The organism is Stenotrophomonas sp. STEN046, assembly GCF_056759755.1.
The window spans coordinates 43,477-63,049 of the sequence record NZ_JBRRDR010000003.1 but is presented as its reverse complement, the minus strand read 5'-3'; the positions used below and the strand labels follow the sequence as shown (position 1 = coordinate 63,049).

Annotated in this window: 19 protein-coding genes; 6 read left to right on the top strand and 13 right to left on the bottom strand. The window is 63.4% G+C overall.

Annotation, left to right across the window (positions count from 1 at the left end; all coding sequences use genetic code 11):
* Positions 1 to 17: 17 nt before the first annotated feature.
* The 8 genes from ACVOLJ_RS02605 to ACVOLJ_RS02570 are packed head-to-tail and all read right to left on the bottom strand — an operon-like array spanning position 18 to position 9,840.
* Complete coding sequence (locus ACVOLJ_RS02605) at positions 18 to 965, bottom strand: DUF6708 domain-containing protein (protein ID WP_481563383.1); 948 nt, start codon at positions 963 to 965, stop codon at positions 18 to 20.
* The gene (locus ACVOLJ_RS02600) at positions 962 to 1,711 is read right to left on the bottom strand and encodes a hypothetical protein (RefSeq protein ID WP_481563382.1); all 750 of its coding nucleotides are present in this window, start codon (positions 1,709 to 1,711) and stop codon (positions 962 to 964) included. The genes ACVOLJ_RS02605 and ACVOLJ_RS02600 overlap by 4 nt, the downstream gene beginning before the upstream one ends.
* Positions 1,712 to 1,734: 23 nt before the next feature.
* The gene (locus tag ACVOLJ_RS02595) at positions 1,735 to 2,682 is read right to left on the bottom strand and encodes a DUF6708 domain-containing protein (protein WP_481563381.1); all 948 of its coding nucleotides are present in this window, start codon (positions 2,680 to 2,682) and stop codon (positions 1,735 to 1,737) included.
* Positions 2,679 to 3,431, bottom strand: a complete 753-nt coding sequence (locus tag ACVOLJ_RS02590) for a hypothetical protein (protein ID WP_481563380.1) — start codon at positions 3,429 to 3,431, stop codon at positions 2,679 to 2,681. The genes ACVOLJ_RS02595 and ACVOLJ_RS02590 overlap by 4 nt, the downstream gene beginning before the upstream one ends.
* A gap of 23 nt (positions 3,432 to 3,454) precedes the next feature.
* Complete coding sequence (locus ACVOLJ_RS02585) at positions 3,455 to 4,402, bottom strand: DUF6708 domain-containing protein (protein ID WP_481563379.1); 948 nt, start codon at positions 4,400 to 4,402, stop codon at positions 3,455 to 3,457.
* Entirely contained in the window at positions 4,399 to 6,882 is a 2,484-nt protein-coding gene (locus ACVOLJ_RS02580; RefSeq protein ID WP_481563378.1) for a T6SS effector BTH_I2691 family protein, read from the bottom strand. Before ACVOLJ_RS02580 ends, ACVOLJ_RS02585 begins: the two co-directional genes overlap by 4 nt.
* The gene (locus ACVOLJ_RS02575) at positions 6,879 to 7,730 is read right to left on the bottom strand and encodes a DUF4123 domain-containing protein (RefSeq protein WP_481563377.1); all 852 of its coding nucleotides are present in this window, start codon (positions 7,728 to 7,730) and stop codon (positions 6,879 to 6,881) included. Before ACVOLJ_RS02575 ends, ACVOLJ_RS02580 begins: the two co-directional genes overlap by 4 nt.
* Complete coding sequence (locus ACVOLJ_RS02570) at positions 7,723 to 9,840, bottom strand: type VI secretion system Vgr family protein (protein WP_481563376.1); 2,118 nt, start codon at positions 9,838 to 9,840, stop codon at positions 7,723 to 7,725. Before ACVOLJ_RS02570 ends, ACVOLJ_RS02575 begins: the two co-directional genes overlap by 8 nt.
* A gap of 710 nt (positions 9,841 to 10,550) precedes the next feature.
* On the opposite strand from ACVOLJ_RS02570, the gene ACVOLJ_RS02565 reads away from it, so the two are divergent.
* The 3 genes from ACVOLJ_RS02565 to ACVOLJ_RS02555 all read left to right on the top strand — a co-directional run bounded on the left by ACVOLJ_RS02565 (position 10,551) and on the right by ACVOLJ_RS02555 (position 12,582).
* A complete protein-coding gene (locus tag ACVOLJ_RS02565; RefSeq protein ID WP_481563375.1) occupies positions 10,551 to 10,964 on the top strand; it encodes a hypothetical protein in 414 nt (137 codons plus the stop codon).
* Positions 10,965 to 11,433: 469 nt separating this feature from the next.
* The gene (locus tag ACVOLJ_RS02560; RefSeq protein ID WP_475280819.1) at positions 11,434 to 11,856 is read left to right on the top strand and encodes an H-NS histone family protein; all 423 of its coding nucleotides are present in this window, start codon (positions 11,434 to 11,436) and stop codon (positions 11,854 to 11,856) included.
* Positions 11,857 to 12,018: 162 nt separating this feature from the next.
* Positions 12,019 to 12,582, top strand: coding sequence for a fasciclin domain-containing protein (locus ACVOLJ_RS02555; RefSeq protein ID WP_475280818.1), 564 nt, complete (start codon positions 12,019 to 12,021; stop codon positions 12,580 to 12,582).
* A 166-nt stretch (positions 12,583 to 12,748) separates the two neighbouring features.
* Here the strand turns inward: ACVOLJ_RS02555 and ACVOLJ_RS02550 are convergent, their stop codons facing one another.
* The 5 genes from ACVOLJ_RS02550 to ACVOLJ_RS02530 form a co-directional block, all read right to left on the bottom strand.
* Positions 12,749 to 13,000, bottom strand: a complete 252-nt coding sequence (locus ACVOLJ_RS02550) for a hypothetical protein (RefSeq protein ID WP_475280817.1) — start codon at positions 12,998 to 13,000, stop codon at positions 12,749 to 12,751.
* The gene (locus ACVOLJ_RS02545) at positions 13,000 to 13,905 is read right to left on the bottom strand and encodes a transposase (protein ID WP_475280816.1); all 906 of its coding nucleotides are present in this window, start codon (positions 13,903 to 13,905) and stop codon (positions 13,000 to 13,002) included. The genes ACVOLJ_RS02550 and ACVOLJ_RS02545 overlap by 1 nt, the downstream gene beginning before the upstream one ends.
* A 15-nt stretch (positions 13,906 to 13,920) precedes the next feature.
* On the bottom strand, positions 13,921 to 14,829 hold the full coding sequence (locus ACVOLJ_RS02540) for a HEAT repeat domain-containing protein (protein ID WP_481563374.1): 909 nt from the start codon (positions 14,827 to 14,829) through the stop codon (positions 13,921 to 13,923).
* Between the two features lie 334 nt (positions 14,830 to 15,163).
* Positions 15,164 to 15,454: a helix-turn-helix transcriptional regulator gene (locus tag ACVOLJ_RS02535; protein WP_475280814.1), complete on the bottom strand. Its 291-nt coding sequence runs from the start codon at positions 15,452 to 15,454 to the stop codon at positions 15,164 to 15,166.
* A gap of 261 nt (positions 15,455 to 15,715) precedes the next feature.
* Positions 15,716 to 16,282, bottom strand: a complete 567-nt coding sequence (locus ACVOLJ_RS02530) for a DUF3658 domain-containing protein (RefSeq protein ID WP_475280813.1) — start codon at positions 16,280 to 16,282, stop codon at positions 15,716 to 15,718.
* Between the two features lie 158 nt (positions 16,283 to 16,440).
* On the opposite strand from ACVOLJ_RS02530, the gene bioB reads away from it, so the two are divergent.
* From bioB to bioH, 3 genes are all read left to right on the top strand, one after another.
* Entirely contained in the window at positions 16,441 to 17,484 is a 1,044-nt protein-coding gene (bioB, locus tag ACVOLJ_RS02525; RefSeq protein ID WP_475280812.1) for a biotin synthase BioB, read from the top strand.
* Positions 17,485 to 17,551: 67 nt separating this feature from the next.
* Entirely contained in the window at positions 17,552 to 18,775 is a 1,224-nt protein-coding gene (gene bioF / locus ACVOLJ_RS02520; protein WP_475280811.1) for an 8-amino-7-oxononanoate synthase, read from the top strand.
* A gap of 17 nt (positions 18,776 to 18,792) precedes the next feature.
* On the top strand, positions 18,793 to 19,572 hold the full coding sequence (gene bioH / locus ACVOLJ_RS02515; RefSeq protein WP_475280810.1) for a pimeloyl-ACP methyl ester esterase BioH: 780 nt from the start codon (positions 18,793 to 18,795) through the stop codon (positions 19,570 to 19,572).
* The last annotated feature ends 1 nt before the right edge of the window (position 19,573 follow it).

The window sequence follows — 19,573 nt, the reverse complement described above, 5'->3', positions numbered from 1 at the left end:
GTTGACGCACGCGTGAGTCATCGATACTTGGCCGGGTTATTGCGCGCATCGCGCACCCACGGATCGTCATCCGCCACAGCGCACGCGGCCTCTACGTCCTCTGGCCAGACAGGGATCTTTCCTGTGCGCATGGCGACCCAGCGCGCACACGCAACAAGAAAGTCGATGGGAAGCAGTGGGAGCAGCGCCAGTGAGAAGCCTCCGTAGCGCCAAAGCGAGAACCGCATGCTGTGCCTAAAGGGTTCCCGCTTTTCCCGCGTGCTCACTTGAACGTAGTACTCGATGTACTTCTCAACAGCCTGTGGGCCTTCCTCCATATAGCGACGAAGGAATTCCCAGTGTCCGATGACGATCTCAGGGATCTCGACCACGGAGAAGGCAAACGTCTCGCGCACCGTCTCGCCGTCGGCGTCCAGCACATGCCCATGGATGGCCCAGTTGGCACCCATGCCGGAGGGGAACATCGGCTCCTGCACAAGCGTGAAGTACGCCTCATCCCAGGGAATGCGCAGGATGGTTCCGTCGATGCGGTGGACGTAGACCATGCGGTTCAGCCGATTGAGCCGGATCGGGTAATGGGTGTAACGGAAGGCTTCTTGACGTATACAGAACACAGGAACAACAGACGTAGCCAGCGCGATCATGGCCACGAACCCGAGCTCGAGCAGCGGCACGTGCTCCTTGCCTTTGTAGACGCTCGCCTTTAAGGCTTCCCCCTGTAACGCGACCGCCACAACGGCCACTATCGCCAAGCTGAGAATTAGCACAGAGCAGAAGGTCACAAAGCCCTTCTCGATGTAAAACTTATCAACCAGATTGACGTGCGAAGAGTTGATATTGATCACACTGAGTTGCGCAAGTGGACTTTTGTCCAGCTTGCGATGCGGGTCAAGGCTACGCCCCCTGTCCCTGTGAGTGAGCGCTCGATCCACGGGGAACTTCTTGATAAGCCCCAGCAGGCTCATGTCGATCTCCCGAGGGCGACATGCAGCTCTCTCATCTCACTTTCATGGTGGAGATATCTCTTTTCATAATCCAGTTTTCCCCAATAGCATCGCTCCAGCCAATCCTGGATCTTGTTGTCCTTCAAGAGCTCGATTGCAACAGCCACTGCAATCAGGAGCACCGCCGCTATCCATCCCCATATGGGCAATGCACCGGTATAGGCTGCAATGGTCACGAACGTACCCAGCCCTGCGGATACGGAGTAGAGAAGAAATGCTCCGTAGTTGCCCTCTGATCGCTCATCGAGCGCCTTCACTACATCCATCCCCGCCATCACCACACCCGCTGCAACAGACGAGACCCTTCCCACCATCACCAGTCGATTGGCGGCAGACAGGCCTCCTGGCCTCTGCGAAAAATAGTTGTCCAACGCTCTCCCCACCGTCTCCGCCGTCGTCCCGGCCAGCGCTCCAATCCCCGCCGACAGCCGCAGCTTGGCTTCCATCCGCTCGTGCTCCATCGATTCGTCCACGTCCGACCACAGCTTGGTCAACGCCGCCACCTGCAGCACTCCGCCCACCGTGCCCAGCCGCACATTGACGTTGATCGTGCTGCGCCACTTCTTCAGTTCCACTGTTTCGGCCTGTTCCAGGCTCAGCAGCCCTTTCAGTTCGCCGGCACGCGCCTTCTGTGGGTCCAGCAGCGCCATCCAGCGCGCCCGGCCATGGCCGTCCAGCTCGATGCCTTTCAGCTTCAGTCGGCGCATCTCCGCGTTGACGCACGCGAGAGTCATCGATACTTGGCCGGGTTGTTGCGCGCATCGCGCACCCACGGATCGTCATCGGCCACAGCGCACGCGGCCTCCACGTCCTCTGGCCAGACAGGGATCTTTCCCGTGCGCATGGCGACCCAGCGCGCACACGCGACAAGAAAGTCGATGGGAAGCAGTGGCAGCAGCGCCAGTGAGAAGCCACCGTAGCGCCAAAGGGAAAACCTCATGCTATGCCTGAAGGTCTCGCGCTTTTCCTGCGTACTTACCTGGACGTAGTACTCGATGTGCTCCTCTACGGCCTGCGGGCCTTCTTCCATGTACCGGCGCAGGAACTCCCAGTGCCCAGTGACGATCTCGGGGATCTCGACCACGGAGAAGGCAAAGGTCTCACGCACCGTTTCACCGTCCGCATCTAGGACATGGCCGTGGATGGCCCAGTTGGCGCCCATGCCCGAGGGAAACATCGGCTCCTTGGCCAAGGTGAAGTACACCGCATCCCAGGGAATACGCAGGATCGTGCCATCAGTACGATGCACGTAGACCATGCGGTTCAGCCGATTGAGCCGGATCGGGTAGTGGGTGTAGCGAAAGGCTTCTTGACGTAAGAGCCATAAACCCCAGTAGGCTGTCGCTCCCATCACCAGCGACGTCACCGTCAATGCCAACGCTAGCGAGAGGTCATTATGATCCTGAACCCTGGTCCTGTGGCTAAGGCCTGCGATAGGGGCCGCAATCATTGAGCCAATCGAAAGCGCCGAACCGACTGCAGCGACAAGCGTGCAGAGACCTTTCTCTACAAAATACTTGTCGACCAGCTCCAAGCAGGAGGAGTTGATCGAGATGACGCTTATCTGGGCTAGTGGGCTCGCGCTTGATCGCCTGCCCTGATCTAGACGCAACTTCTTATCTCGTCCAGTAAGAATGCGATTTACCCTGAACTTCGCCGTCAAACCCAATAAGCTCATTGCTCATATCCAAGCGCGACCTGTAGCTCTTTCATTTCCGTCTCCACATGGAGGTACCGCTTCTCAGCGCTGAGATTTCCCCAAAGGCACCTCTCCAACCAGTCCTGAAGCTTGTTGTCCTTCAGTAGCTCTATCAGAACTGCAACTCCGATCAGCAGAACCGCCGCGATCCATCCAGCGCCGGGCAGAGTCGATGAAGCACCAGCGAGGTACAGAACTGCGGCACCCAACCCCGCCGATATGAAGTAGAGGGCGGCTACGGCATGATTTCCCTCTTGAAACTCCTGGGCACCCCTTGCCGCGTCCATTCCCGCCATCACCACACCCGCTGCAACAGACGAGACCCTTCCCACCATCACCAGTCGATTGGCGGCAGACAGGCCTCCTGGCCTCTGCGAAAAATAGTTGTCCAACGACCTCCCCACCGTCTCCGCCGTCGTCCCGGCCAGCGCTCCAATCCCCGCCGACAGCCGCAGCTTGGCTTCCATCCGTTCGTGCTCCATCGATTCATTCACGTCCGACCACAGCTTGGTCAACGCGGCCACCTGCAGCACTCCGCCCACCGTGCCCAGCCGCACATTGACGCTGATCGTGCTGCGCCACTTCTTCAGTTCCACTGTTTCGGCCTGCTCCAGGCTCAGCAGCCCTTTCAGTTCGCCGGCACGCGCCTTCTGTGGGTCCAGCAGCGCCATCCAGCGCGCCCGGCCGTGGCCGTCCAGCTCGATTCCTTTCAGCTTCAGTCGGCGCATCTCCGCGTCGACGCACGCGTGAGTCATCGATACTTGGCCGGGTTATTGCGCGCATCGCGCACCCACGGATCGTCATCGGCCACAGCGCACGCGGCCTCCACGTCCTCTGGCCAGACAGGGACCTTTCCTGTGCGCATGGCGACCCAGCGCGCACACGCGCTGGCGAAGTCGAACGGGAAGTAGATCAGTGCAACACCCGCGAACTGGCCATAACGCATACGCAGGAGACGCAATCCTTCGCGTAGGCTTTCCCGCCGCGCGCATGTGCTGACCGGAATGTAGTAGTTGATGCAGCCAACCACCGCCTCTGGCCCCTCCTCCATATACCGGCGCAGGAACTCCCAGTGCGCGGTAACGATCTCTGGAATCTCTACCTCGCTGAAGGCGAAGGTCTCCCGGACGGTCACACCATCCGCGTCCAGAACGTGACCGTGGATTGCCCAGTTCGCCCCCATACCCGAGGGAAAAACAGGCTCTTTCACCAATGTGAAGTAAACCTCATCCCACGGCATCCGTAGTATTGAGCCATCGACACGATGCACATACAGCATCCGGCTCATCCGATTGAGTCGGATCGGATAATGGGTGTAGTTGAGAGCCTCCTGCCAAATGCACACCACAGGAATTAAGGAAACGCCAATCGCGAGCATCGCCACAAAAGCTAGTTCTACAAGGAGCATGTATTCTTTATCCCTGTACACGCTCGCTCTAAGCTCTTCGCCCTGGACCCCTACGGCGACAACCGCCAAGACAGAAAGAATAATAATTGCAACAGAACAGAACGTTGCGAATCCCTTCCCAACGTGGAATTTATCAACCACTTCAAGACAAGAAGAATTGATACTTATCACACTGAGTTGTGCGAGTGGCTCCCTCTCTAGCTTACGGTGCCTCTCCAAGCGAAGTGCCCTTTCCCCTTGAGTTAAATTTCTGTTCACGGGAAACTTCTTGATAAGCCCCAGGAGGCTCATGCTTGCCTCCCGATGGCGACGTGCAATTCACGCATCTCGCTTTCCAGATGGAGGTATTTCTTCTTGGAATCCAGTCTTCCCCAGTAGCAGCGTTCCAGCCAATCCTGAATTTTGTTGTCCTTCAGCACTTCGATTGTAATCGCCACCGCAATCAGAAGAACCGCAGCAACCCACCCCCATACAGGAAATGCGCCAGCGTAAGAGGCAACTGCAAGAAATCCCCCTATTGCTGCCGATGTCGAGTAGAGAGAGAACATCACATAGTTGCCCTCTGATCGCTCAACCAGCGCTTTGGTCAGATCTACCATCGCCATCACCACGCCCGCTGCGACAGAAGCAAACCTTCCTCCCCCCGCCAAAAATGCTCCTCGCGAAGCCATCTTAGAATTCGCCTTGAAGTAATTCTCCAACGCCCTCCCCACCGTCTCCGCCGTCGTCCCGGCCAGCGCTCCAATCCCCGCCGACAGCCGCAGCTTCGCTTCCATCCGCTCGTGTTCCATCGATTCGTCCACGTCCGACCACAGCTTGGTCAACGCCGCCACCTGCAGCACTCCGCCCACCGTGCCCAGCCGCACATTGACGTTGATCGTGCTGCGCCACTTCTTCAGCTCCACTGTTTCGGCCTGCTCCAGGCTCAGCAGCCCTTTCAGTTCGCCGGCACGCGCCTTCTGTGGGTCCAGCAGCGCCATCCAGCGGGCCCGGCCGCGGCCGTCCAGCTCGATGCCTTTCAGCTTCAGCCGGCGCATCTCCGCGTTGACGGCCTTTTCCACGTCATGCCGCCGCAGCGGCACGTCGCTGCGCTCCAGCAGTTCGCGGATTACCCGTTCGCGAAACCGCCACTTCGGGCCAGACACCTCCACCGGTACCAAGGCCCTTCCGGCAATCTGCCCCAGCGCCAGCATCGCGGCTTGGGCACTGCCATCGAAGGCCGAGTTGAGCGTCCTCAGCAGTGGCCCCATCAGCTGCTCGATCAGCTTTGCTGCCGCGCCGCTGGCCCCCTCTCCCAGCGCCTCGACCACCGAGGCGTAGGCGCCAATCGGGCCATCCCACGGCAGGCTGCGCAGGTCCAGACCGCTGTCCAATGCCGCACGCATCTGGGCCGATACTTTGCGCTGGTTGAAGTACAGCGCACGCAGCAGCACGCTGCCCGCCTCATCGGGGTTGTTGCGCAACAGCTGTGCCTGCATGGCATCAAAGCAGCTGGGATGTTCCTGCATCCCGGCGATGCAGCCCAGCACCTGCTGTGCATAGTCCAGGCCGCTGCGAGCATTGTCGCGATCATGATGTGCATCCAGCAGTTCGCCCAACAGCGGGCTTTGCAGCCACCGCGCATGCGCCTCGGCCAGCGGCTGGATCTGCGCCGTGTGGAACGACTGCCACTTCGCATCAATGGCACGTTGCCATTCGGCGCGCGCAGGTTCGTCGTACTTGGCGGTATAGGTGCCCCAACGTCGTTCGGCCGCCTGTTCCAGGCGACCGGGGACCTCCACCACACGTCGCAGCGCCTCCGCCGCCCGGGCATCGCCCTGGCCCATATGGTCCTGCAACGTCGGCCCGCCATAGCGCAGATCGTTGATCATTGTTTCCGACGCTGCAGACTCCTCCAGCTCGAACTGATTGATCACCGCCGACTTGATCATCACGATCGCCGAGGACACCGCCGCCTGCCGCTTGATTGCAGGATGTTCGTAGAATCTGCGCTTGCGCAGCGTCGCCAGCGCCGCCAGATCGCGCAGCACCCCAACCGGGTCTGGCAGTGCCAGCATCACCCCTTTGCCGGGCATCAGATGCTCGGCGACCTGCAGGATGCCGGCTGCGCTGTCCACCCGCGTCGGTTCGGCCGTGCTCCAGGTGAACCAGTCGCTGTCCTGTTTCAACCAGTTTCGCTTCTTGGGCCCGTAGACGGCGTACTCGGCCACCTGCTCGCCCACCCGCGAAACCGGCAATGCTGCCGGATGGCTCTGCGACGCCAGCCACTGCTTCACATCCAGGCAGCGCATGCTGCGCTTGCGCAATGTGGCATCTTCCTTGTGCGTCCGGCACACCGCAGGGGTCCATGGCGATTCGGAGTAGGCCACCCATACCCGGGTAGCATGTCGTGCCAACGGCAGCGTGATGCACATGGCCGCAGCACGGTGGCCGGCCTGACTGCAGGGCTCACTCAACGCATGCTGCCTGCGTGGCGCTGTCGGGCCAGCCCGGTACAGCACGCCATTCACGTCCACAACGTAGCTTTCGAACGCGTCCAGTGCTTCGTCATACACATACAGATAGCCTTCCCGCAGCTTGCGCAGCGCATAGCGCGCCGGGCCGACATCCACGGCGGTGTTGGCGTCCTTGAACGCGGCATCCATTGCTGGCACGGGCAGATCACCGGGCATCACCGCGTAGCGCACCGGGTAGATCGGCAGGCCCACGCGGTGGTGCGGGCAGGTTTCCGGGCACAGGCGCAGGCTGTCTTCCGTGGCGGCGGCGGTCATTGCAACTCTCCTCGAAGATGGATCAGGTCGGCGCGGACACATTGCAGCGCATCAGCGCCCCACTGCGCAGCGATCAGGCGGTAGCAGAAGTCGCTGCCGTGCTGTTGCTCGAGTGGGCGCCGCACCAGCGGATGGTCATGAAACTGCGGGTGCAGGCACAGGCCGTGCTGCACGAACAGCGACAGGTCCATCCGGTCGCGAAGACCGAAACGGCGCTGCGCCGTCCACAGCAGTTCATACGCCCGCTGCGCCATCCGCTGGCGCTGTTTCACGTTCGTGGGCCCGGCCTCGGCAATCGCTGGCGTGATGACATCCATCCAAGCCAGCGCCGTGCAGGTGTCCATTCCTGACGGAGGAGGCACGTAGGGCCGGCTGCCCTCGGCGGCAATCGTGTGCCAGCCACCATCCAGGGCGAGATGCCATTCGCAGATGGGACCCAGCAGGCGATCCAGCGCGCTGCCCGTCAACAGCCATTCCAGCTGTGCCATCACGCGTGCATCGAAGTACCGCAGCAGGTGCCGGCGCCCATCGGCACCGGGCCAGAGCAGGTTGCCGCACAGATGTTCCAGCAGCACCTCGCCCGACACCGCAGTGTCCAGCAGGGTGATGCCACAGCCGCCATCGGACTTCCGCGCCTGTTCGGTCCAGCATTCCAGCGCGACGCTGGCCTGCGATTCCAGGCGCGTGATCTCAAGCAGAACCGGCAGCTGCGCGGCCACCTCGGCAAGCCAGAGCGGCACCACCGGCGTCCATGCCTGTCCCTCGGCAACGGTCATTTCCTGGCCGCGGTCAATCAATGCGTAGCGACGCATTCCGTAGCGAATGGGCGGCGCGCTCATCTCAGTCATCGATGGCCACCAGAGCGCCGCCACTGCCAGCCGCCCCGCGCAGCCGCTCGCCACAGACCGTAGGTGCCTTGGCTGCCACGGCGTCGACCGCGTGCTGCAACGCATTTCCGACGCCATCGCCGGTCACCTGTACGGGCCCCTTGAGGCGCAATGCCAGGCCTTCAATGGTGATCCCGTCGCCATCCACGATGATCGAGCCACCCGGTCCACGTATCTCGAGGGTGTCGGCAGCCTGCAGGGTGATGGTCTGTGCCCGCTGGTTGAACGACTTGCCCGCAGTTACATCAATATGGCCGGACACATGATGCTGGTACTGGCCCCCGGTTTCGGCGCTGCGATCGCTGGTAGTGCGCTCGGTACGGGTATTGCCCACGGTCTCGGACAAGTCGTTGCTGACCTGCACCTGCCGGTCCCGCTTGACCAGCACCATCTGGTCGGCATCGACCTGCAGGCGCCGGTGCCGCAGCACATGCAGGCTGTCATCGTTGTCCACCTGTGCGCGCCGGTCATGCCCTACCTGCAGGCTGTCGTCATGCGCGATGTTGCCGGTACGGTCATGGCCAATCTGGCTGGTCTGGTCGTTGCCAACTTCGGTGTTGTAGTCGCGCTGGGCATGGATGAACACTTCTTCCCTGTCGTGGGCATCGTCGAAGCGAAGCTCGTTGTAGCCGTCTCCCCGGTGGGTCTTGGTCTTCAGCGTCGTGCGCGTCTTGTGCAGCGGCAGCGGGTACGGGGGCAGATTGGCGGCGTGATAGGTGCGCCCGGTGATGATCGGCTGATCCGGGTCACCTTCCAGGAAACTGACGATGACCTCATGGCCAATTCTTGGCAGCGCTACCGCACCGAACATCGTGCCGGCCCAGCCTTGGCTGACCCGGATCCAGCAGGTGCTGTTCTCGCGTTTTCCCTGCCGGTCCCACGGGAACCAGACCTGCACACGCCCATGGGCATCGCAGTGGATCTCCTCACCTTCCGGCCCGGTTACGTGCGCGATCTGCGGGCCATCGATCACCCGCCGCGGCAGCGGCGCGGGCCGCCAATCCATATCCACTGTCACCGCGCTGCCGGTGAAGTGATAGCGACTGCCGTTGGCAGCATCGGCCGCCTCTTCCCCCTGCGAGCTGGCTTGCTCTCCCCGATGGTGCAGGGTCACTACCCGCCAGTCATCTTCGGCGGGGGCGTGCGGCCGGCCACTGAGCACGAACGCCCGCCCGGCACACAGGCGTGCGTCGTTGCCTTCCAGGGTTGCGTATGCGGCCGCGTTGCGCAGGCCGGTCAGTTTGCGGCGCGTGAAGGCACGCCCGGTACGGTCATCCTTGTAGCGCCCCGCCGGATCGTAGTAGGGATACCGGCCCACGGCGTCTTCCAACGAGTAGGCGCTGGCCTCTTGTTCCAGATCGCGGTGCGGCAGATGGAAGCTGTAATCGCGCTGCACCAGCTGCGTGGGCGCGAGCTGGCGGCGGCAGTTGAAGCGGCTCAGATGGGCCATCGGTGCCTGGCCGGCAGACATCGGCTGCAGGATGACCGGCTCGTGCGGCGGCAGGCCCGGGGCGATCAGGGCCGAATCGGCAAGCACAAGCATGCCGCGCCCTTCCTGCACCTCATGCCAGTAGACGACCCCTTCTTCGGCGGCCAGGCGATGGAAGAACGCCAGATCGCTCTCCCGGTACTGCACGCAGTATTGCCGAAGGGGTCGCTCTGCCTCGCACAGGTTGCAAACGTCGACGATGTCGTGTTCCTGCAGCAGGGTCGAGAGGATCGAAACCGGGTCGACGCGCTGGAAGATCCGGCTGTTGTGGCGCAGCGCGAGTCGAGCCAGGGATGATTCCACCACTGCCTGGTAACGCGTGCGCCGGAATCCGCTGCTGCGCTGCTCGAACGCCGTTACGATGCCGCCAAGCTGCCGCTGCGGCCGCCCCTGCTGCTGGATGGAGAACAGTGCAGTGCCGTCAAGCATGCGCACCGCATCCAGATTATCGTCATGGCTGGCGAGCTCGACATCCATTCGAAAGGGCTGGCACAGGCCTTCCTGCAGTTCGAAGCGAACGACCTCCAGGCCCACCAGGTCGTCAATCGCAATATGGAATGTGGTGTCGGGGGGAGTATCCATGCGCGTCCTGTGCAATGCGCATGTGGGCTCCGGCAGAAGCCGGCGAACACCCAGCGCGTGCTGGCGACACTAGCAACGTGGAAGCGAAGCAACCGCCGCTTCGTACATTTCCTAGATGGATGCGTGCAGAAGCTGGCAGCCAATGGAACAACGAGACAGCAATTGACGTATTGCACAGTTCCGCACGGACAGTGTCATCGCAGCGATGAGCTGCTGCGCGGGTATGAATGGTCATTCGCGACACTGGCAGCGCACTGCGGGCGCATGCGTGCGAGCGACCATGTACGGTTCTTCAGGCGATCTGCGCCGCTGCTGCATCCCGCCTGCGGGTGTCTGCGCAGGCTGCCGTGATCGGCACGTCGGCGCAGGCATCGTGCCGAATGCGATAAGTGAAATTTTCTATCGATGCTGGCAGAGCCTGCGGATCAATCAATTGGAAACACGCAGCTATCCGTGGCAATGATGGCGAGCCACCCGTAGCACGTGGCCGGGCTTGCAATCCCGAACTTCGACAAAGCGTTCTACGCTTGCCAACCGGCGTCGGCTCGAATGCGACGTCGGTTGGCGATCCGTCCCCGCTTCTGCGGCGGGCGGTGCGCGGGGGCTTCGGCCCGCCGGCTTCTTGCGCTTTGTCGATCCGGTATTGCAACCCCGCACCGTCCGCCACCTCCTTGAAGGTGGCGTCGCATTCCCCAGTAAAGGAAGCCGATATGACCATCAGCACCGACTGCCCGCATCTGCACGACATCCTGGGTGAGGCCATCACCTCCCTGCCCATGCAGATAGCCACCCGTATCGAAACCGCACTGACCATCGCCCACGAAGACACCACACCGGCCAACCTCGGCCTGCTGGCCGAGCTGCAGCGCATCCGCAACGTCGAGTGCACCGACGGCCAGCCATGGCCAGAGGACGGACTTCCGCCCGGCCGCCGCATGGCCCTGGCCCGCGCCGACCGTTCCACTACCGGGCTGCTCACGCTACTGGAAGTTCTGCATGCCGGCGAACGCGCACGTGTCAGCGGCGCGTTGCAACAACCACTGGGCGAAGGCGTGATGGATGGCCTGTTGCTGGCTTGCCGGGGGCTGGCCGAACATGTGGAGGCGCAGCTGCGACCCGGCTGAGCTGCCACTCGCGTTGCCACGCGTTTCCTATCCTGTCAGGGCCCGCTGGAAATCGCGCTGTCCGGTTTCTCCCCACCATGGAACGGACACACATCCCCCGAGAGCGCGGAGCTCGACAAGCAGCCACTGGAATGCTTGGATTTCCGGCGCTTTCCACGCACCGCCCATGCGAAAGATCGCGCCATCCGGCCGTCCGCAGTCCATGTCTGCGCTCCCCCAGCGGTAACCTTGCAGGCGCCGCACGCGAACAGGTAGGCGAAGGCGGCGGCCACGTGCGAGGGCGCGGCGAACTTCGGGGAGCGAGCCTTCATCGGCGGTGAAGTAATGCGCTGGAATCATGCTGGCCCGTCCACAGGTGGAGTCAGGCAGGCACGGTAGCCCGGTAGAGCGCGACAGGCCAGCGCTGCGTCGTTGCCCTGCCTGCACAGCGTACTTGACAGCCTGCCGGGATGTCCGGACCCTCCGCAGCATGACTATCGACGTTGAACACCTGAGCCTGCGCGAACTCAACGCCCTTGTGACTGCCGCCGAGCAGCGCAGGGCACTGGTTGCCAGCCGCCGCCCGATCGGAGCCGTGCGACGCAAACTGACGGCCTTCGCCGCGCAGAACGGTTATACGATCGAGGAGCTGCTCGGCACCGCGCCGACCGAGGTCGCAACCCCGGTCAGCAAGCGCGCGCCACGCCGCAAATCCGGCAAGGTGGCCGCCAAGTACCGCGACCCGGACAACAAGCGCAATACCTGGTCCGGCCGTGGCCGCATGCCGCGCTGGCTTGCTGAACGCACCAAGCATGGGCGCAGCCCCGCCGATTTCCTGATCCCCGGCCTGGGTCGCTCCGACGCCCCCAAGGCCCGCACCATCGGCCAGAAAACCGTTTTCAAGCAGGGCTGACCTGACGGCCTTGAAGGCAGCACGCCGCTCACGGCGGCGTCTCGTTGCTGAACCGTGCAGGCAGCCCGTGCGCCCGCGCACCGCTCGCTGCATCTGTTGGTCCGCCAGCTGCGTACCGTCCATGCCCCCATCCCGGGGGTGGACGTATCCAGGAGACGCACCATGCACGCTCTTCTTCAACGCATCGCCCTTGCCGGCAGCCTCGCGCTGCTCTGCGGCACCGCAACGATCAGCTTTGCTGCCGACACCGTGATGGTCGGTGGCGCTGCCATGTACCCGAACAAGACCATCGTCGAAAACGCCCTGAACTCGAAGGACCACACCACGCTGGTTGCCGCAGTGAAGGCCGCCGGGCTGGTGGATACCCTCAACGGCAAGGGCCCGTTCACGGTCTTTGCGCCGACCAACGCCGCATTCGCCAAGCTGCCCGCCGGCACGGTCGATACCCTGGTCAAGCCGGAACACAAGGCCGACCTGACCAGAATCCTGACTTACCACGTAGTTGCCGGTACGCACACCTCGCAGCAGCTGATGGCCGATGCGAAAAAGCACGGTGGCACACTGTCGCTGAAGACGGTGGAAGGCGAACCGTTGACGGTCAAACTGCACGATGGCGCGCTGTGGCTGATCGATGCCAAGGGCGGCAAGGCGGCCATCAGCATCGCCGATGTCATGCAGTCCAATGGCGTGATCCACGTGGTGGACACGGTCCTGATGCCGAAGTGATCCCACGCGCCGGCCGGGCACTCAAGTGAGTGCCCGATCTGGTGAGTCCGTCTGCGCCGGTCGCATCATCGCGTCCGGCGTACCTCACCGTAGCGCATGCGCGACAGATCACCTGCGGCCTCCAGCGGGCCCCGCTCCACCAGGGTGCGTACGCCCGGACCCGGCCTCAGCCTGCCTTGAACAGCTTCTTGAGCCTGAGATAGCAGGGCATGATGATGAAGGTACTGATGACCGACCAGTTCTGGCGCACCTGGATGCCTATCAGCAGCACGAATACATCCACGCCGATCATGTTCACCAGCAGAACCACCGACAGCAGCTCCGGATTGGACAGGAACAGGATCACCGTGCCGAACGCAATGAGTGCTCCCCACTTGCGGGCAAACGGTGTGTTCAGCCTGCTTCGAAGAAAGCCCATCATCCGGTTGCGGCCTGTCCCTGTTCCAGCCAGTGGCGTGCCGAACGGCGGATGGCCGGATCCCGGTCCTGCTCGGCTCTTCGCCACAGCTGGTCGCGCTCACCGGGTGCCAGCAACCCCGCCACTTCCAGCGCGGCATTGCGAACGCGCCAGTGACCACCACCGAACGCCAGCTGTTCGATGGCGTCGTACGCCTGGGTCGTCCTGAGCAATGCGGCAAATGTCAGCAGTGACATACACCCCAGGTTCGGCGAGGTTATGACCCCGGCGATGCGCTTGGCGGCGACGTCGAAACTGTACTGATCGGCGAGCCGTTCGTATGGCGGCACGACCAGCAGGTTAAGCGATATTGACAGCTCTTCGCAGGGCAGCTGGGTGTGCACGTCCTCGCAGGCACGGAAGAGAATGACTTTGCCACGGGGCAATGAGGTCTTCTCCAGGTAGTCCAGCGCAACCGGTTCACCAATGTATCCCTGTATCTGACCGGGCCTGCACTCGTGGATCTCGGTCCAGTAGCCACTTCCCAGGTAGCCTACCGTCAACAGCTCGAAGTTGTGATTGTGCGCGTAGTTGTAGGAGTAGAGATTGGAATCGTGGACCATGCTGCCCGCTCTGGCGACAGGCTTCTTCCATACATTGGCGCGTATCTTGAACGTCGGGTCGGAGTGCAGAATGATCGATTGGCTGGAGACGCCCATGTTGTCGTTGAAATAGTCGTCGCGCTCCAGCAGGGTCGAGTTGATCGCTCTCACCAGCAGCTCGCGGTCATTGGCCAGCGCCGCGAGCAGGTCCGAGGCTCCCAGAATGCTGTCGTAGTCCCCGTATCTGACATGACTGCGACAGTACGAAACAAGGTCTTCGACACTGGCGGTGCCCTGGACAGCGGGATATAGGCTGAATGCCATAGGGGATTCTCCGCGTCAGTTGAGATGGGCCAGAATCGCACGCTGCGCTGCAGCGGCAACCGCCGGATGTGGGTCATGCGCCGCCTCCAGCAGATGGGGACGGGCATTGTCGAGATCAATCGAGCATAGTCCCTGCAGTGCCGCCCAGCGGACAAAATGTGATTCATCGCGTGCGAGCGCGGCCAGCGTCGCCATTGATGCCTCCACCGGCAGTGTCTCGGCCTGGTGGATATGCTGCAGCATCGCCGCGCCGGCTTGTCGTCGCACGGGGCTGTCATGACTGGCCAATGCCATCACAGACTGCAGCGTCTGCCGGTCAAAGCACCAGATCAACGGCGCATAGACCTTGGGGTACAGCGTCAGCGTCAGTGCCGGCGCACGAATGTCAATGTTTGGAATGTCCTGCCGCATCAGCAGCTCTACGGATTCGCCTCGTGCCAGAGTCAATGCGCCTCTCTCCACAGCCGGCAGGCCCACCTTGAATGCATCCATCTGCGCACCCGGCGGGAACCCATGACGGGTAATGGAAAATTCCGGCCCGCTCATGTTGCCGACCAGGCAGTTGAAGTTGAGGCTCTGCAGTAACGGCTTCGGACGCGGTTTGCATGCGACCAGTCGCAGCGCATAGTCCCGCGTATCCATCACCACCCATTCTTCGGCCGTCTTGGACAGCCAATCAGGATGGACCAGGTCGCCGCGGGCAACGGCTTCGAGGGATTCGGTCACGATCCGCGAGAGCTCGTCGGATCGCAGCAGATCATCAAATGGTTCCCGGCATTGGCCGGTCAGGTGCTGGACATTTCCCTCTGCCACGCAGGCATCGGCGACGGCGGCCAGCGCGCAGAGTCGGGGGTAGCGATCTGCCTCGGACAGATAGCGTCTGTGTTCGTGCATTTTTTCCACCATCGGGTAAGCGTTCAACATCCGTTCGCAACGCGATGCATGCCCGCCCTGAAGAACCCCTCCCCGGAACAGGGAGGGGTGGGCGGGCGCGTGCTTACAAGATGACAACCGCAATGGTGATCACGATCCCGAGCTCGGTGGTCGTATTGGTCGTCGGAGCGACGTCGTCCAGCAGATCTTCCAGTACGACAGACTTGCGTTCCATGCTGCATCCTTTTTGACGGGTGAAAGTAGATTCATGCCTTATCGGGCCATGCATCGCATCGCGATCCATGCCCGGCCTGATTAAATCTACATGCGCGCTCAGGGTGCAAACGTCCTGCTGTGCGACGCACAGCAGTGGATAAACGTCTGGCTACAGATAGGTCTCCGCGTTCTCAAGCAGCGCGACCACGCTGGCAAGGAATGACACCGGCAAATGCTTTGACAGTGACAGCAGCTTCAGCTCCAACCCGGCCCGCCCGCCTCCTGCCTCGACGGCGCGCGGAACCTCTTCCCCATGAAGCAGCCAGGCACAGTTCACCTGCATGACACGGCTCATCGCGCGCAGATGATCGACACTCGGTGCGAATCCCTTTTCACGCTCCCAATGTCCGATGGTTGCGCGATTGACAGACAGCGCCTGTGCCAGCTCGGTTTGGGACATCCCTGCCCCGATCCTGGCAGCACGGATCCTCTCTGCCAGGGAACTTGTCTCACCGTTCAAAACAGTCTCTCCACTGCTTCCACATGCGCGAATGTCGAGTCTCCATCAATCCCGGAGCAGGAGTCAAACCATGGAATGGCGGTAACCGGGCATCCGGCAGGTTCGCCCAATTGCGCCTTGCACAGGCTGGCGCAGGTTCCGCTATCGGACGACCTGCAGGCACAGCGCATCCGCGCGCCTTGCACCTGCCGAACCGCGATATCACACCACGCGGCGCACCTCGCAATAGCGCATGCGCGTGATGTCGCCCTGCTCTTCCAGCAAGCCCCGCTCCACCAGCACGCGTACACGCTGTGCATAGAACACATCGGGAATTCCCGGTCGGCGTTCCGGGTCCAGCGACATCGCTGTTCCCACGATGTAGGCGATCTTCCGGAACTGCCCATCACAATGGGAGAGCAGCTGCCGATCGATCCACGCGATGTCCTCGTCCGTCAGCGACGCAATACTTCGCTGCTGCAGGTCGGTGAGAGGCATGTCGCTGTCCGGGCCCTCATGGACGTCGCGCAGATATCCGTTGGTCGCCAACAGACGGGTCAGCACGGACAAGCCCAAGTCGGCCAGCTCCTCTTCCGACAGTGCACTCGGGTCGGCGAGCAGTTCTGCCGGGTAGTCCTTCGAAGTCACGAACGCCTGGTGCCGCCAGTGCGTCGTCTGGTCGGCCCTGCGCAGATCATCCAGCACCACCCGCACGCGGCCGCCAGCCAGTTCGCCCAGGCTGCACAGCACGGCATCGGGGCGGGTCAGGGGTCTGTCGTCATTTTCCATCGGGTTGCTCGCGAATCTGTACGCAGAGGCGAACTTAGCACCGCCGCAGGCATGCAGACACCCATCGCCGTAAACCATTGTTGATATCGATAGGTTGACAGCAATCCACACCCCAACCACACTGCCGCCCTCGCTCCACTCGTATCCAAGGTCCCGCCATGGCTGCTGCCATCCGCCACGACTGGCAACACGACGAACTGCAGGCGCTGTTCGAGCTGCCGTTCCCCGAGCTGCTGTTCCGCGCCGCCGCTGTCCACCGCGCGCACTTCGACCCGTCCCAGGTCCAGGTCTCCACGTTGCTGTCGGTGAAGACCGGCGGCTGCCCGGAAGACTGCGCGTACTGTCCGCAGGCGCAGCGCTACAGCACCGGGGTGAATGCACAGAAGCTGATGGAAACCGATGCGGTGCTGGCCAAGGCACGCCAGGCCAAGGCGGCAGGCGCGTCGCGGTTCTGCATGGGCGCGGCGTGGCGGTCGCCGAAGGACCGCGACATTCCCAAGGTGGCCGCCATGATCGCCGGGGTCAAAGCGCTGGGTCTGGAAACCTGCGCCACGCTCGGCATGCTCAGTGGCGAGCAGGCGCGTGCGTTGAAGGACGCTGGCCTGGACTACTACAACCACAACCTGGATACCGCGCCGGACTACTACGACACGATCATCCACACCCGGCAGTACCAGGACCGCCTGGACACGCTGGGCCATGTGCGCGATGCAGGCCTGAAAACCTGCTGCGGCGGCATCGTCGGCATGGGCGAGACACGCGCGCAGCGCGTGGGCCTGCTGCTTGCACTGGCCACCCTGCCCGCACATCCGGATTCGGTGCCGATCAACAAGCTGGTGCAGGTGCCCGGTACACCGCTGCATGGCAGTGCCGAACTGGACCCGTTCGAGTTCGTGCGCATGATCGCGGTGGCGCGCATCGCCATGCCACACGCGATGGTGCGCCTGTCGGCCGGGCGCGAAGCGATGAGTGATGAACTGCAGGCACTGTGCTTCCTGGCCGGTGCCAACTCCATCTTCCATGGCGAAAAACTGCTGACCACCGGCAACCCGGAAAGCGAGCGCGACCTTGCCCTGTTCGCGCGCCTGGGCCTGCGGCCGATGGCGGTGCAGGTGGACGCCGAAGGCCACGACCAAGCCGGCACCGTGCACGCCGATATCAGCACCGATGCACCGGCCTGCGGTTGCGCCCACGCGGCCTGACCGCCGGGCCAAGCAGGCGTCGCGGCAACGCGCTACCCTAGCCGCCCCGTCGCCGCATTCAGCCGCCATGGCACGCCCCGACCTGACCGCCCGCCTCCAAGCCCAGCGCGCGTTGCGCGATGCCCAAGGCCGTCGCCGCCCCCGGCGCACGGTCAGCCGTCGCGATGGTGTGCGCCTGGAAGTCGACGGGCGCTGGCTGACCGGCTTCTGCAGCAACGATTACCTGGGCCTGGCCCAGCAGTTCAGCGTGGTCAACGCACTGCAGGACGCCGCCGCGCGCGAAGGCGCCGGTGCCGGTGCCTCGCACCTGGTGTGCGGCCACCATGCGCTGCACGACGCGCTCGAACGTGAAGTGGCCGAGTGGCTGGGCTACCCGCGTGCGCTGCTGTTCGGCAGTGGCTTCGCCGCCAACCTGGCCGTGCAGCAGGCGCTGCTGGGCGAAGAGAACGACGTCTGCGTGCAGGACAAGCTCAACCACGCCAGCCTGCTCGATGCCACGCGGCTGGCCGGGGCACGCCTGCGCCGCTATCCGCACCTGGATGCCGAAGGCGCCATGCGCCAGCTCAAGCACGCGCCCGATGGCGCGGCGATGCTGGCCACCGATGGTGTCTTCAGCATGGACGGTGACATCGCACCGCTGCGTGCACTGTCGCTGGTCGCGCGCCTGCAGCAGGCGCTGTTCTACGTGGACGATGCGCATGGCGTGGGCGTGCTCGGCGATGGCCGTGGCGCGGTCGCCACCGCCGGCCTGGGCGTGGACGATGTACCGCTGCAGCTGGTCACCCTGGGCAAGGCGCTCGGCGGTTCCGGCGCGCTGGTGCTCGGCCGCGAAGACCTGATCGAGCACTTGGCCGAAACCGCACGCCCCTACATCTACACCACCGCCATGGCACCGGCGCTGGCGGCATCCGCACTGGAAGCGGTGCGCTTGGCGCGCCGTGATCATTGGCGGCGCGCAAAGCTGGCCGATCTGATCACCATGTTCCGCGCTGAAGCACGTCGCCACGGGCTGGACCTGATGGCCTCGGAAACACCGATCCAGCCACTGCTGTGTGGCGATGACCACACCGCCGTTGCGATGTCGCAGGCGCTGGAACAGGCCGGCTGGCTGATCGGGGCAATACGCCCGCCCACGGTGCCCGATGGCAAGGCGCGCCTGCGCGTCACCTTGTCGGCGTTGCATACCGGCGAACAGGTCCGCGGGCTGGTGGAAGCCATCGCCGTGGCGCGCGACCGCGTGGCCTTTGCCGCGCGCGCGGTGCCGCCGCCGTCGCTGCCGGCGCTGGCCTGAGTGATCGTGTAGTTCCCATGCATATCGAAGTGACCGGCCACGGGCCGGACCTGGTGTTGATCCACGGCTGGGCCCTGCAGGGAGGCGTATTCGCGCCGCTGGTGGAGCGCCTTGCAGACCGGTTCACCCTGCATCTGGTCGACCTGCCTGGCCATGGCCACAGCCGCGACGACACAACGCCGTTGCGGCTGCCGTTCGTGGTCAATGCCATCGCTGCGGCCACGCCGCCTGCGGTGTGGTGCGGCTGGTCGCTGGGCGGGCTGTTCGCCCTGCACGCCGCGGCAACGCTGCCCAAGGTGCGTGCGCTGGCGATGATCGCCGCCACACCGCGTTTCGTGCGTGGGGATGACTGGCCGCATGCGGTGGAACCGGCCGTGTTCGAGCAGTTCGGGCGCGAACTGGCCAGCGACTTCGGCGGCACCCTGGAACGCTTCCTGGCCCTGGACGTGATGGGTTCGGCACACGCACGCGAGGAACTGCGCACGCTGCGCCAGCGACTGGTCGAGCGCGGTGCGCCCACCGAGCGCGCACTGCTGGAGGGCCTGCGCCTGCTGGAAACCACCGACCTGCGCGGCGCTCTTCCCACGCTGGGCAAGCCCAGCCTGTGGATTGCCGGTCAGCGCGACCGCCTGGTTTCACCGGTTGCCATGCAGGCCGCCGCCGCACTCGCGCCGGGCGCACAGGCGCTGACGGTTGCCCACGGTGGCCACGCCCCCTTCCTCGGCCATGCCGACGACGTATCCGCTGCCCTGCAACACTTCGTTGCCGGCCTGTCACCGCTCGATGGCGGACAATGAG